The organism is Roseateles asaccharophilus (genome assembly GCF_031458115.1).
Taxonomy (GTDB): Bacteria; Pseudomonadota; Gammaproteobacteria; order Burkholderiales; family Burkholderiaceae_C; genus Pelomonas; species Pelomonas asaccharophilus_A.
In genome coordinates this window covers 155,825-168,276 of sequence record NZ_JAVDXV010000001.1, presented here as the reverse complement: position 1 = coordinate 168,276, position 12,452 = coordinate 155,825, and the positions used below count along the sequence as shown (strand labels likewise).

Below are 12,452 nucleotides of genomic sequence, written 5' to 3'. Positions count from 1 at the left end.
GCATCCGTCACCGCTTGCGCCATGACCGTCGCCCAACAGTCGCTGATCTCCCCCACCGCCAATCCCGAGCTGGAAAAGGCCCTGCGCGACCGCGTCGACCGCCGGTCGGCCATCGCCGGCGGTCTCGGTGAACTGGAACCCCTGGCCGTGCGCCTGGGCCTCGTACAAAACAGCCTGACACCGCGCTTCCGCGATCCGGTGCTGGGCCTGTTCGCAGCCGACCACGGCATCGTCGTCGACGGCGTGGGCGCCCAATGGGGCCGCGCCACGCGCGATCAGGTGCAGATGGCGCTGCATGCGCAGCTGCCGGTCTCCGTGTTCGCGCGGCTGCAAGGCCTGCACCTGACCGTGGTGGACTGCGGCGTGGCCGACAACCTGCCGCCACACGCCCGCTTGCTGGCGCGCAAGGTCGCGCACGGCACGCGCAATTCCCGCACCGCGCATGCGATGAGCCTGGAGCAAGCCCATGCCGGCGTGCGCGTGGGCATGGAGATCGCCGACAACCTGCCTGGCAACGTGCTGGCCTGCGCCGCCATGGGCCAGGGTTCGGCCGAATGCGCGGCGCTGGTGTTGTCGCGCCTGGCCGACCAACCCGTGCGCGACTTCGTCGTCTCCGGCCCCACGATGCGCCAGGACGAACTGGTGCACCTGCTGGACGTGCTGCACGGCGCGCAGTCGCGGCATCGCGACGTGCGCGACCCGATGGACCTGCTGGCGTCGTTCGGCGGCCATGAGCTGTCGGTCATGGTGGGCGCGATGCTGGTCGCCGCCAGCAAGCGCAGCCTCATCATCGTGGACGGCATCGCTGCCTGCGCGGCGCTGAAGCTGGCGTCGCTGATCTGCGCACCGGTCACCGACTACGCGGTGTTCTGCCGCAGCCACGTGCATCGCGGCCTGGATGAAGCGCTGGCGCTGTTCCACGCGTCAGCGCTGCTGGAACTGGGCATGGACAGCGCCGACGGCACCGGTGCCGCACTGGCCTGGCCCATGATCCGCGCCGCGGCAGCGCTGCTGACGGACCTGCACGAGGTCGCCGAGGCTCGACTGGCGCGGCCGCCGGCCAGCGCCCAGGTGCCGACGCTGGGCGCCTAACGCGACTGATACGCGGGCGGCGGGCCTTCGGGCCGCTGCGGGCCGGCCGCCGAGGCGGCCAGCGGCAAGCCCGGCAGCGCGACCGGCTGTGGCGGGACCGCGCCTTGCGTCGTTCCCGGCGGGTTGCCGCCCAGAATGACCGGCGACGGCGCAGCCGGCGGCAGCGATCCGGTGGACGGCGCGGCCGGCGCACTGATCTCCAGCACCTGGCTGGCCGCCTCACCGAGGCGACCCAGGCTGGCGCTGCGCGCATCGACGCGCAGCAGGCGCAGTTCACCGTCGACGACGGCACCCACACGCACGGTGCGCGGCACGCCATCCACCTCGATCAGCGCGACGCCTTCGCCGGCCTCCGCCGCACGCGGATTGCGCGGCGCCACCACGCCCAGCAGCCGCAGCCGCGTGGACGCCACCGCCTCGGGCGCGGCCACCGGCTCTGTGGTCACGACGCCCAGCAGCCGGCTCAGGTCGACCTGCCCGCCGCGCGCCTCACCGACGGGTGCGACCGACGCCGGCGACGGCAGCGGCCGGGCCAGCAGTTGCAACCCCCAGTAGGCCACCGAAACACCCAGCAGCAGCCACACGGAAAACGCCATCAATCGAGCAACCATGGCCCATTATGATGGTCTGCTCACCTCAGCTTCCGCGCTCTCACGCCCCCCGCCATGCGTCGCTCCCTCATCGCCCGCGGCTTCACGCTGATTGAACTGCTGGTCGTGCTCGTCATCATCGGCGTGCTGGCCGCGCTGGTCGTGCCCAACGTGCTGGATCGGGCCGAGGACGCCCGCGTCACCGCGGCGCGCACCGACGTCAACAACCTGATGCAGGCCCTCAAGCTCTACAAGCTGGACAACCAGCGCTACCCCAGCGCCGAGCAAGGCCTGGACGCGCTGGTGCGCAAGCCCACGGCCGGCACGCCGCCGCCGAACTGGAAGCCCTATCTCGAGAAGCTGCCCAATGACCCCTGGGGCCAGCCCTATCAATATGCCAACCCCGGCGTGAAGGGCGAGATCGATGTCTACAGCTTTGGCGCCGACCAACGTGCCGGCGGCGAGGGCCGTGACGCCGATATCGGCTCCTGGCAGTAAGCGCCGTCGCGCAGCGAGCGGCTTCACGCTGATCGAACTGCTGGTGGTGGTGGCGCTGATCGCCATCACGAGCGCCACCATCAGCCTCGCCCTGCGCGACCCGACCGAACTGCAGTTGCAGCGCGAGGCCCAGCGCCTGGCCGCGCTGCTGGAGACCGCCCGCGCCGAAAGCCGTGCCTCGGGCCTGGCCGTGCGCTGGGTGCCCAAGGGCGCCAACAGCGGCGACGATTTCCAGTTCGTGGGCCTGCCGCGCGCAATCAAGCTGCCGTCGCGCTGGCTGGGCGATCCGGTGGCCGTGACCATTCCCACCGCGACGGCCTTGAATCCGGGCCTCATCCTGGGGCCCGAGCCGGTCATTCCCGCCCAGCAGTTGCGCCTGCAACTGGGCGACCAGAGCCTGGTGCTGGGCACCGACGGGCTGGCCGCCTTCGACGTCGTCACCGCACCATGAAGAAGCAACGCGGCTTCACGCTGATCGAAGTGCTGGTGGCGCTGGTCATCGTGGCCATCGCATTGGGCGCGGGCATCAAGGCCGCCGGCGCGCTGGCCAACAACGCAGACCGGCTGGCCCAGGTCAGCGCCGCGCAATGGTGCGCCGAGAACCTGCTGACCGAGCTGCGGTTGAACCAGCAGTTCCCCGACATCGGCGAGTCGCCCGTCAGCTGCGAACAGCTGGGCCGCAGCTACGGCGGCAAGCTGCGTGTGAGCCCCACGCCCAACCCGCTGTTCAGGCGTGTCGATGCCGACATCACCGACGACCAGGGCCGGCCCATGCTGACGCTGTCCACCATCATGGGCCGCATCTGATGCCCACATTCCGTTCACGCGGCTTCACGCTGGTGGAAGTGCTGGTGGCGCTGGTCGTCATGGCGACCATGGCCGCCATGGCCTGGCGTGGCATCGACGCGCTCGTGAAGAGCCGCGAGATCGCGCAGACGCGACTGGCGCAGACGGCGCGACTGCAGACCGTGCTGGCGCAGTGGGAGGTGGACCTGCGCGCGGTGCAGAACAGCCACAGTACCGTCGAGCCGCTGTCCTTCGACGGCGGCAACCTGGTGTTGACGCGCCAGGCCGCCGAGGGCCTGCAGGTCGTCGTCTGGAGCCTGCGCGAAGGCAGCCTGTGGCGCTGGGAGAGCCCGCCGCTGCGCACCGTGCAAGACCTGGCCGACCAGCGCCAGCGCGGCCTGCAGCAGCTGGCTCAGCGCAACCCGTCGCTGCGCGCCTTCGACGGCGTGGCCGGCTGGCAGTTCTACTGCTTCTGGGGCAACGCCTGGAGCAACTGCCAGTCCACTGGCAACACGCCGGGCAGCAACCCCGCCGGCCCGCCGGCCAAGAACACCGCGCCACCGTCGGGGCTGCGCATCGCGATGCAGTTCGCCGAAGGCAGCGGCCTGACGGGCACGCTGATGCGCGAGATGGAGGTCACGGTGCGATGAGTCCGCACGTGAAACCAGGCATCCCGGGCCGAGCGCAGGGCCGCTCCCAAGCCGGCCCGTCTGAGGCTGCATGCGGCTCAATGCTGCAAGCAGCCTCGTCCCCCTGGGGGACCGGTCAGACGCACCGCGTTCAGCGGTGTGCGGCTGGACGAGGGGCATCATCGCAACGCGGCGCAGCGCTGCTGACGGCGATGATCATCGTCACGCTGATCGCCAGCCTGGCGGCCGGCATGGTGTGGCAGCAGTACCGCGCCGTGCAGATCGAGGCCGCCGACCGCGCCCGCGCGCAAAGCGCGTGGATCCTGCAGGGCGCGCTGGACTGGGCCCGCCTCATCCTGCTGGAAGACGCCAAGGGCAACCGCAACAAGGCCGTGGACCACCTGGGCGAGCCCTGGGCCGTGCCGCTGGCCGAGGCCCGGCTGTCCACCTTCCTGGCCGCCGAGCGCACGGAAGCCAGCGCCGACGACGGCCCCGAGGCCTTCCTGTCCGGCACCATCGAGGACGCGCAGAGCCGCTACAACCTGCAGGCGCTGGTGGCCGGCGCGCAGGTGGCGCCGCTGGAGCAGCGCGTGCTCGAGCGACTGTGCAGCCAGGTCAACGCGCCGCCCGGCACGGCGGCGGCCATCATCGCGGGCCTGCGCGCCGCTTTTCCGGCGCCGGCCAGCGGCGCCAGCAGCCCCACGAGCGAAGTCGAGACCGGCCCGTTGCAGCCCGCCGGCTTGGACCAGCTGAACTGGCTGGGCCTGAGCGCCGACACCGTCGCGCGGCTGCAGCCCTATGTCGTGCTGCTGCCCAAGGCCACGCCGGTCAACCTGAACACCGCGCCGCGCGAGGTCATCGCCGCGCTGTTCGACGGCGTGGATCTCGCCTCGGCCGAGCGCATCGTGCAGGCACGCAAGGGCCAGCCGCTGCAAAAACCCGAGGACGCGTCGGCCTACCTGCCGTCCACCGTCGTGATCGCGCCCAGCCGCGCGGCGGTGCAGTCGTCCTACTACGTCGTCACGGGCCGGCTGCGACTGGAGGAGCGTCAGCTGGAGCAGCGCTCGCTGATCGAGCGCCAGGGCCTGACCATGGTGGTGCTGGCGCGCGAGCGCATCAGCCAGATCCTGGAGCGCTGAAACCGCGTCCCTTGTTTCCGCCCGGAGCCGCCCAAACCCCCTCCTAGAATGCGCCGCGCCTTCCCGCCCACATGAACACCCTGCTGCTGTTCCTGCCCCCCCGCACGCGCCTGCGCGCGCCGGGCAAAGCCGCGCCCGCCGCGCCGGAGCCGCTGCGCCCCGATGCGCCGCGCGAGTACGACTGGGCGCTGACCTCCGATGGCCGCCAGATCAGCAGCGAGGGCCGCGGCGCCGCCTCCGCGCTGCCGGCGGCGGACGCGGTCGTCGCCGTCATCGCCGAGTCCGACCTCAGCTGGCGCTGCGTGGAGCTGCCGCGCGCCGGCCGCCAGATGCGTGCCGCGCTGGCCGGCAAGCTGGAAGAACAGCTGCTGGACGATCCCGACACGCTGCACTTCGCGCTGGAGCCCGACGCCGAGGGCGGCGACAACGCCTGGGTCGCGATCACGTCGCGGGTCTGGCTGTCCGAGCATCTGGCGCATCTGGATGCCGCCCATGTGTTCATCGACCGGGTGGCCCCGCTGGCCTGGCCCGACGAACTGCCACGCGGCCATTTCTTCGAGACCCACGGCGTAGGCAGCGACGACGTGGCGCTGCGCTGGAGCCATAGCGACGGCGTCGCCACGCTGCCGCTGCAGGGGGCCTTAAGCCGCCAGTTCTTCCCGCCCGGCCTCGTGCACGCGGCGCAATGGACCGCCACGCCGGGCGCCGCCGCCGCCGCCGAGCGCTGGCTGGGCACGGCCGTGGGCGTGCAGACGCCGGCCCAGCGCGCGCTGGCCGTCGTCGAGAGTGCCTGGAACCTGCGCCAGTTCGACCTCGCCCCCCGCGCCCGCGGCACGCGCGCGCTGCGCATGTTCGGCCGCGAGCTGATGCGCAAGCCCTGGCAGCCGGTGCGCTGGGGTCTGGCCTTGCTGCTGGTCATCGAACTGCTGGGCCTCAACCTGCGCGCCTGGCGGCTGAATGCCGAGCTGAAGGCCAAGCGGGCGGACATCGCCGCCACGCTGACCGCCGCCTTCCCGCAGATCCGCAACCCGCTGGACCCGCCGGTGCAGATGCAACGCAACATGGACCTGCTGCGCGCCAGCGCAGGCAGCGTGGGCGACCAGGATCTGGAAGCCCTGCTGGCCGCCGCCGCCACCGCCTGGCCGGCCGACCGCCCCCCCGCCGAGGCGCTGGCCTTTGAACCGGGCCGGCTCACCGTGTCAGCCCAGGGCTGGGCCCAGCCGCAGATCGACAACTTCCGCACCCAACTGCTCGCCGACGGCTGGCAGCTGGACGCCAGCGAAGGCAAGCTGACGCTCAGCCGCGCCGCCCCCCAAGGAAGCCGCTGATGGCCCGCCCCGCTTTCCCCTCCAACGCCGGCGACGGCTTCCAGGCCCAACTGGCCCAAGCCCGCGCCCAGGCCACGGCCAAGTGGCAGACGCTGGGCGAGCGCGAGCGATTCCTGGTCGGCGGCGTGGCCGTGCTGTTGGGCCTGTTGCTGGTCTGGCTGGTGCTGCTGGCCCCGGCCCTGCGCACGCAGCGCACCGCGCCGCTGGAACTCGACAAGCTGGAGCTGCAGTTGCAGCAGATGCAGGCGCAGGCGCAAGAGGCTCGGGCGCTGCGCGCGGCGCCCAGCGTGCCGGCGGCGCAGGCCCAGGCCGCGCTGCAGGCCTCGGTGGACCACCTCGGCACCATCGCCCGGTTGAACCTGGCCGGCAACCGCGCCACCGTCACGCTGAACGGCATTGCGCCGGCCGCGCTGCAGGCCTGGCTGGGCGAGGTGCGCTCCGCCGCGCGGGCCCGCCCCGTGGAGGCGCAGCTGACGCGCGGCCCCAAGGGCTATTCCGGCAGCATCGTGCTCGCGCTGGGAGACGCCTGATGGCCTGGTTCAAGAAGAAGGCGCCGCCGCAGACACAGTTCCAGGACTCGGTGTTCGGCGCCGCCCCGACGAGCGGCCGCGTCGTGCGCCACGGCACGCCGCGGCGCTGGAGCATCGCCGGCGTGCTGATCGGCCTGCTCGCCGCACTGGTCGTGTTCGCGCCCGCCAGCTGGCTCGCGCGGGCGCTGGCCTCGGCCACCAGCGACCACCTGCTCATCACGGACACGCGCGGCAGCATCTGGAGCGGCTCGGGCGTGGTCGTGCTGACCGGCGGCACCGGCAGCCGCGACGCGGCGGCGCTGCCCGGCCGGCTGCAGTGGCGCATGAGCGTGAAGGGCCTGGGCCTGCAGCTCGCCGCCCAGCAGGACTGCTGCACCAACGGCCCGCTGCTGATCAACATCCAACCCGGCCTGGGCCGCATGGCCGTCAGCCTGGACAACCGCGCCGACTGGCTGGCCCGGCTGCCGGCCGGCGTGCTGGCGGGGCTGGGCACGCCGTGGAACACGCTGCAGCTGGGCGGCTCGCTGCGCCTGTCGGCGCGCGACCTGAAGCTGGAATCGGCGCAGGGCCGCTGGCGCCAGACTGGCGAACTGCACCTGGACCTGATGCAACTGTCCTCGCGCGTGTCCACCGTCGCGCCGCTGGGCAGCTACCGCTTCAGCGTGCAGGCCGACCCGGGCAATGCCGGCGTCAGCACGCTGCGCCTGTCGACGCTGGAGGGCGCGCTGCAACTGTCGGGCGCCGGCACGCTGAGCCCCGGTGGCAAGAGCCGCTTCGTTGGCGAGGCCACGGCCGCACCGGGCCGTGAGGACGCGTTGAACAACCTGCTGAACATCATTGGACGCCGCCAAGGGGCGCGTTCCGTCTTGACGATCGGATGACCATGAATTTCCCACGCACCGCCATCGTCGCCGCGATCTCCGCGCTGCTGCTGGTCACCGGCACCCCGCAGGCCCAGCCCGACAGCGCGACCGTGCAGCGCGCCAAGCCGCGCGGCCCGGCCGTGAGGGCCAGCTCGCCGGTCACGCTGAACTTCGTCAACGCCGACATCGAGGCGGTGACCCGCGCCATCGGCGTCATGCTGGACCGCCAGATCATCATCGACCCGCGCGTGAAGGGCACGGTCACGGTCTACAGCGAGCAGCCGGTGTCAGTGGCCGAGGCCTACCGCAACTACCTGGCGGCACTGCGCGGCCTGGGCTTCACGGTGGTGGAGACCGCCGGGCTGCTGAAGGTGCTGCCCGAGGCCGACGCCAAGCTGCAGGCCGGCTCGGTGGCCGTGGAGACCAGCAGCGCGCGCGGCGACCAGATCCTGACGCAGATCTTCCGCGTCCAGCACGAGAACGCCAACAACCTGGTGGCCGTGCTGCGCCCGCTGATCAGCCCCAACAACACCATCAATGCCAACCCCGGCAACAACAGCCTGGTCATCACCGACTACGCGGACAACCTGAACCGCCTCGCCAAGATCATCGCGGCGATGGACACGCCGGGCACCAGCGACATCGAGATCGTGCCGCTGAAGCACGCCGTCGCGGCCGACCTGGCACCGCTGGTGCAGCGCCTGGCCGATGGCGGCACGGCCGTGGGCCAGGCCGTGCCGGGCCAGAGCAGCAGCGCCGTCAACGTGCTGGTGGACCCGCGCTCCAACGGCCTGATCCTGCGCGCCAGCAACCCGGCCCGCCTGGCGGCCGTGCGCTCCATGGTCGACAAGCTGGACCAGCCCAGCAGCGACGGCGGCAGCAACATCCGCGTGGTCTACCTGAAGAACGCCGACGCCGTGAAGCTGGCCACCGTGCTGCGCGCGGCCTTCGGCGCGGGCGCATCGGCCAGCGCCGGCGGCGGATCGTCGTCAACCGGCAGCAGCAGCCTGAGCGGCACCGGCAGCACGCTGGGCGCCACGGTCGGCGGCGCGATGAACAACAGCGGCACGGCCGGCAGCAACAGCGGCATCTCCACGGCGGCCACCACGCCGCTGTCGGCCTCTGCCGGCCCGTCCACCGGCGGCTTCGTGCAGGCCGACCCGGCGACGAACTCGCTAATCATCACCGCGGCCGAGCCGCTGTACCGCCAGGTGCGCGCCGTCATCGAGCAGCTGGACGCGCGCCGCGCGCAGGTCTACGTCGAGTCGATGATCGTCAAGATCGACAACAGCAAGGCCGCCCAGTTCGGCGTGCAGTGGCAGAACATCTTCGGGAACAAGGGCGATGCCACCATCACCGGCGCCGGCACCAACTTCGGCACCGGGCTGTCCAACATCATCAACGCCACCGGCGCCGTCATCAACGGCAGTTCGGGCGTGACCACCGCGCTGGGCCAGAGCAGCGCGCCGCAAGGCCTGAACATCGGCGTGCTGAAGAAGTTCAGCAGCTACTACACGCTGGGCGCGGTGGCCAACTTCTTCGAGAACCAGAGCGGCGCCAACGTGCTGTCCACGCCCAACCTGGTGTCGCTGGACAACGAGGAGGCGCGCATCGTCATCGGCCAGAACGTGCCGTTCGTGACCGGCTCTTATGCCAACACCGGCTCCACCACCGGCGGCACGGTCAACCCGTTCCAGACCGTGGACCGCAAGGACGTGGGCCTGACGCTGAAGATCAAGAGCCAGATCGGCGAAGGCGGCGCGATCCGCATGCAGGTCTACCAGGAGAACTCCACCGTCACGGCGCAGGGCTCCAACGGCCCGACGCTGGACAAGAGCGCCATCGAGACCTCGGTGGTGGTGGACGACGGCGACATCATCGTGCTGGGCGGCCTGCTGAAGGACGAGTACTCGGACGGCGAGGACGGCGTGCCAGGGCTGTCCAAGATCCCGGTGCTGGGCAACCTATTCGGCACCAAGTCGCGCAAGCGCGTGAAGACCAACCTGATGGTGTTCCTGCGCCCGGTGGTGATGCGCAACGCCGAGGGCACCAACCAGCTCAGCCTGGACCGCTACGAGAGCATCCGCGCCGTGCAGCAGAACGGCCAGCCGGCCAAGCATCTGGTGCTGCCCGACACCGGCGCGCCGGTGCTGCCGGAGCCCAAGGCGCCGACCAGCAAGATCCCGCCGCAGCAGTAAGGCGCGAGCAACGACATCATGGCCGCCACCCGCCATCCCCTGCCCTATGCCTTCGCGAAGGCCAACCTCGTGCTGCTGGAGGACGACGGCAACGCGCTGACGCTGTGGGCCACGCCCGACGTCGGCTGGGCCACGCTGTCCGAGGTGCAACGCCTGTACGTGGTGGACAAGCTGGAGTCCGAGGCGGCCGCGTCGCTGGCCGAGCGCATCAACGCGGCCTACGCCGGCAGCGAGACCAGCGCGGCCACCGTCGTCGGCGAGGTCGAGAGCGCGGTGGACCTGTCGCGCATGATGCAGGACCTGCCGGCCGTGGAAGACCTGCTGGAGGCCGCCAACGACGCGCCCATCATCCGCATGCTGAACGCGCTGCTGACCCAGGCGGCCAAGGACGGCGCCAGCGACATCCACATCGAGCCCTACGAGCGCGCGTCGTCAGTGCGCTTCCGCGTCGATGGCACGCTGCGCGAGGTGGTGCAGCCCAACCGTGCGCTGCACGCGGCGCTGATCTCGCGGCTGAAGATCATGGCCGAGCTGGACATCGCCGAGAAGCGCCTGCCGCAGGACGGCCGCATCTCGCTGCGCATCGGCGGCCGCGCCATCGACGTGCGCGTGTCCACGCTGCCGTCGGCCCATGGCGAGCGCGCCGTGCTGCGCCTCTTGGACAAGAGCGAATCCAAGTTCACGCTGGAAGGCCTGGGCATGGACGGCGACGTGCTGGCCGCGTTCAAGCGCCTGGTACAGCAGCCGCACGGCATCGTGCTGGTCACCGGCCCCACCGGCTCCGGCAAGACGACGTCGCTGTACGCGTCGCTGCAGACCGTGGACACCAGCACCACCAACGTGCTGACCGTCGAGGACCCGATCGAGTACGAGCTGCCCGGCATCGGCCAGACCCAGGTCAACAGCAAGATCGACCTGACGTTCGCGAAGGCCTTGCGCGCCATCCTGCGCCAGGACCCGGACGTCATCATGATCGGCGAAATCCGCGACTACGAGACCGCGCAGATCGCCATCCAGGCTTCGCTGACGGGCCACCTGGTGCTGGCCACGCTGCACACGAATGACGCGCCCAGCGCCGTCACGCGGCTGACCGACATGGGCGTGGAGCCTTTCCTGCTGTCGTCATCGCTGCTGGGCGTGCTGGCGCAGCGCCTGGTGCGCCGGCTGTGCCCGGTCTGCAAGCGCCAGGACGACCACGGCCGCTGGCACCCGGTGGGCTGCGAGAACTGCGGCCACACGGGCTACAAGGGCCGCACCGGCGTCTATGAGCTGATGGTGGCCGACGACGCGGTGCGCAGCCTCATCCACAACCGCGCGCCCGAGAGCCAGTTGCAGGCGGCCGCCGAGGCGAACGGCCTGCGTTCGATGCGTGAGGACGGTGACCGGCTCATCGAATCCGGCGTGACGTCGCTGGAAGAAGTTCTCCGTGTGACCCGAGAGGGTTGAAGTGCCCGCCTACAAGTACGAAGCCCTCGCCGACTCCGGCCGCCAGAGCGGCGGCCTGATCGAGGCCGACAACCCGCGCGCCGCCCGCGCCGCCGTGCGCGCGATGGGCCTGACGCCGCTGTCCATCGAGATGGTGCAGCAGCATGGCGCGCAGGAAGGCAGCCGCTTCACGCGCCGCGTCTTCAGCTCGACCGCGCTGGCCGTCTGGACGCGGCAGTTGGCCGGCCTGGTCGGCTCGGGACTGCCCATCGAGCGCTCGCTGACCGCGCTGGCCGACGAGAGCGAGGATGAAAAACAGCGCGAGCTGATCAGCCAGCTGAAGGCCGAGGTCAACGCCGGCTCGGCCTTCGCGCGCGCGCTGGCCACGGCGCCGCGCGAGTTCGACGACGTCTACCGCGCCGTCGTGGCCGCCGGCGAGCAGAGCGGCGCGCTGGGCCAGGTGCTGGAGAAGCTGGCCGACGATCTCGAGGAGCGCCAGGACCTGAAGGCCAAGCTGGTGGGCGCCATGGCCTACCCGGCCATCGTGTCGCTGATCTCGGTGTTCATCGTCATCTTCCTGGTGACCTATGTGGTGCCGCAGATCGCGACGGTGTTCACCAGCTCCAAGCGCGCGCTGCCCGCGCTGACGGTCGGAATGCTGGCCATCAGCGACTTCGTGCGCACCTGGGGCTGGGCCATGCTGGGCGGCCTGGTGGCGGGCGCCGTCGTGCTGCGCCAGTCGCTGAAGGCCCCGGCGTTCCGGCAGCGCTTCGACGCCGGCATGCTGGGCGTGCCGCTGATCGGGCGCCTGGCGCGCGGCTACAACGCGGCGCGCTTCGCCGGCACGCTGGCCATGCTGGCCGGCGCCGGCGTGCCCATCCTCAAGGCCTTGCAGGCCGCGGCCGAGACGCTGTCCAACCGCGCCATGCAGGCCGACGCACTGGACGCGCTGGTGCAGGTGCGCGAAGGCGCGCCGCTGGGCTCGGCGCTGGCCGGCAAGAAGCGCTTCCCGGGTATCCTCGCGATGTTCGCGCGCCTGGGCGAGCAGACCGGCGAACTGCCCGAGATGCTGGGCCGCGCCGCGCGCCAGCTGAGTACCGAGGTGCAGCGCCGCTCCATGGCCGCCGCCACGTTGCTGGAGCCGCTGCTCATCGTCGCGATGGGCGCGGTGGTGCTGCTTATCGTGCTGGCGGTGCTGCTGCCGATCATTCAGCTCAACACCTGGGTGAAGTAGGCCGCCACCGACCGACTTGCGCGAACGGCGCAACGGACTAAGTCGCTCTCACGACTCAACTGTCGTGCCGACTGCTGCTTCAGCGGTTGCTGCTGGCAGGCCTAGCCCATGCCCAGGAGCCCGGCCAGGCCTGGCGGGTC

At 71.3% G+C, this 12,452-nt stretch carries 13 protein-coding genes; 12 read left to right on the top strand and 1 reads right to left on the bottom strand.

Annotation, left to right across the window (positions count from 1 at the left end; all coding sequences use genetic code 11):
* Nucleotides 1-21 precede the first annotated feature (21 nt).
* Nucleotides 22-1,092 carry a nicotinate-nucleotide--dimethylbenzimidazole phosphoribosyltransferase gene (locus tag J2X21_RS00790; protein ID WP_310323684.1) on the top strand — a complete coding sequence of 357 codons (1,071 nt, stop codon included), beginning with the start codon at nucleotides 22-24 and terminating at the stop codon, nucleotides 1,090-1,092.
* On the opposite strand, the gene J2X21_RS00785 is transcribed toward J2X21_RS00790, so the two are convergent.
* Complete coding sequence (locus J2X21_RS00785; RefSeq protein WP_310323681.1) at nucleotides 1,089-1,703, bottom strand: hypothetical protein; 615 nt, start codon at nucleotides 1,701-1,703, stop codon at nucleotides 1,089-1,091. The genes J2X21_RS00790 and J2X21_RS00785 overlap by 4 nt on opposite strands.
* A gap of 54 nt (nucleotides 1,704-1,757) precedes the next feature.
* Between J2X21_RS00785 and gspG the strand changes: the two genes are divergently transcribed.
* From gspG to gspF, 11 genes are all read left to right on the top strand, one after another.
* Nucleotides 1,758-2,180, top strand: coding sequence for a type II secretion system major pseudopilin GspG (gene gspG, locus J2X21_RS00780; RefSeq protein WP_310323678.1), 423 nt, complete (start codon nucleotides 1,758-1,760; stop codon nucleotides 2,178-2,180).
* A complete protein-coding gene (locus tag J2X21_RS00775; protein WP_310323675.1) occupies nucleotides 2,152-2,631 on the top strand; it encodes a pilus assembly FimT family protein in 480 nt (159 codons plus the stop codon). Before gspG ends, J2X21_RS00775 begins: the two co-directional genes overlap by 29 nt.
* Nucleotides 2,628-2,987, top strand: coding sequence for a type II secretion system minor pseudopilin GspI (gspI, locus tag J2X21_RS00770; RefSeq protein ID WP_310323673.1), 360 nt, complete (start codon nucleotides 2,628-2,630; stop codon nucleotides 2,985-2,987). Before J2X21_RS00775 ends, gspI begins: the two co-directional genes overlap by 4 nt.
* Nucleotides 2,987-3,616 carry a PulJ/GspJ family protein gene (locus J2X21_RS00765; protein WP_310323671.1) on the top strand — a complete coding sequence of 210 codons (630 nt, stop codon included), beginning with the start codon at nucleotides 2,987-2,989 and terminating at the stop codon, nucleotides 3,614-3,616. The genes gspI and J2X21_RS00765 overlap by 1 nt, the downstream gene beginning before the upstream one ends.
* A gap of 80 nt (nucleotides 3,617-3,696) precedes the next feature.
* Nucleotides 3,697-4,734, top strand: a complete 1,038-nt coding sequence (gene gspK, locus J2X21_RS00760) for a type II secretion system minor pseudopilin GspK (RefSeq protein ID WP_404666542.1) — start codon at nucleotides 3,697-3,699, stop codon at nucleotides 4,732-4,734.
* A gap of 71 nt (nucleotides 4,735-4,805) precedes the next feature.
* Nucleotides 4,806-6,062 carry a type II secretion system protein GspL gene (gspL, locus tag J2X21_RS00755; protein ID WP_310323668.1) on the top strand — a complete coding sequence of 419 codons (1,257 nt, stop codon included), beginning with the start codon at nucleotides 4,806-4,808 and terminating at the stop codon, nucleotides 6,060-6,062.
* The gene (gene gspM, locus J2X21_RS00750; RefSeq protein WP_310323665.1) at nucleotides 6,062-6,592 is read left to right on the top strand and encodes a type II secretion system protein GspM; all 531 of its coding nucleotides are present in this window, start codon (nucleotides 6,062-6,064) and stop codon (nucleotides 6,590-6,592) included. Before gspL ends, gspM begins: the two co-directional genes overlap by 1 nt.
* Complete coding sequence (gene gspN / locus J2X21_RS00745; RefSeq protein WP_310323663.1) at nucleotides 6,592-7,473, top strand: type II secretion system protein N; 882 nt, start codon at nucleotides 6,592-6,594, stop codon at nucleotides 7,471-7,473. The genes gspM and gspN overlap by 1 nt, the downstream gene beginning before the upstream one ends.
* Before the next feature lie 2 nt (nucleotides 7,474-7,475).
* On the top strand, nucleotides 7,476-9,653 hold the full coding sequence (gspD, locus tag J2X21_RS00740) for a type II secretion system secretin GspD (RefSeq protein WP_310323661.1): 2,178 nt from the start codon (nucleotides 7,476-7,478) through the stop codon (nucleotides 9,651-9,653).
* Between the two features lie 18 nt (nucleotides 9,654-9,671).
* The gene (gene gspE, locus J2X21_RS00735; protein WP_310323660.1) at nucleotides 9,672-11,099 is read left to right on the top strand and encodes a type II secretion system ATPase GspE; all 1,428 of its coding nucleotides are present in this window, start codon (nucleotides 9,672-9,674) and stop codon (nucleotides 11,097-11,099) included.
* A gap of 1 nt (nucleotide 11,100) precedes the next feature.
* The gene (gene gspF, locus J2X21_RS00730) at nucleotides 11,101-12,312 is read left to right on the top strand and encodes a type II secretion system inner membrane protein GspF (protein ID WP_310323658.1); all 1,212 of its coding nucleotides are present in this window, start codon (nucleotides 11,101-11,103) and stop codon (nucleotides 12,310-12,312) included.
* Nucleotides 12,313-12,452: the final 140 nt, after the last annotated feature.

Bases quoted from the DNA above. Each gene is read 5' to 3' on its own strand.
- J2X21_RS00790 (WP_310323684.1), top strand. From the start codon at position 22: ATGACCGTCGCCCAACAGTCGCTGATCTCCCCCACCGCCAATCCCGAG.
- gspG (WP_310323678.1), top strand. From the start codon at position 1,758: ATGCGTCGCTCCCTCATCGCCCGCGGCTTCACGCTGATTGAACTGCTG.
- J2X21_RS00785 (WP_310323681.1), bottom strand. From the start codon at position 1,703: ATGGTTGCTCGATTGATGGCGTTTTCCGTGTGGCTGCTGCTGGGTGTT.
- J2X21_RS00765 (WP_310323671.1), top strand. From the start codon at position 2,987: ATGCCCACATTCCGTTCACGCGGCTTCACGCTGGTGGAAGTGCTGGTG.
- gspE (WP_310323660.1), top strand. From the start codon at position 9,672: ATGGCCGCCACCCGCCATCCCCTGCCCTATGCCTTCGCGAAGGCCAAC.
- gspL (WP_310323668.1), top strand. From the start codon at position 4,806: ATGAACACCCTGCTGCTGTTCCTGCCCCCCCGCACGCGCCTGCGCGCG.
- gspI (WP_310323673.1), top strand. From the start codon at position 2,628: ATGAAGAAGCAACGCGGCTTCACGCTGATCGAAGTGCTGGTGGCGCTG.
- gspM (WP_310323665.1), top strand. From the start codon at position 6,062: ATGGCCCGCCCCGCTTTCCCCTCCAACGCCGGCGACGGCTTCCAGGCC.
- gspD (WP_310323661.1), top strand. From the start codon at position 7,476: ATGAATTTCCCACGCACCGCCATCGTCGCCGCGATCTCCGCGCTGCTG.
- gspN (WP_310323663.1), top strand. From the start codon at position 6,592: ATGGCCTGGTTCAAGAAGAAGGCGCCGCCGCAGACACAGTTCCAGGAC.
- gspK (WP_404666542.1), top strand. From the start codon at position 3,697: ATGCTGCAAGCAGCCTCGTCCCCCTGGGGGACCGGTCAGACGCACCGC.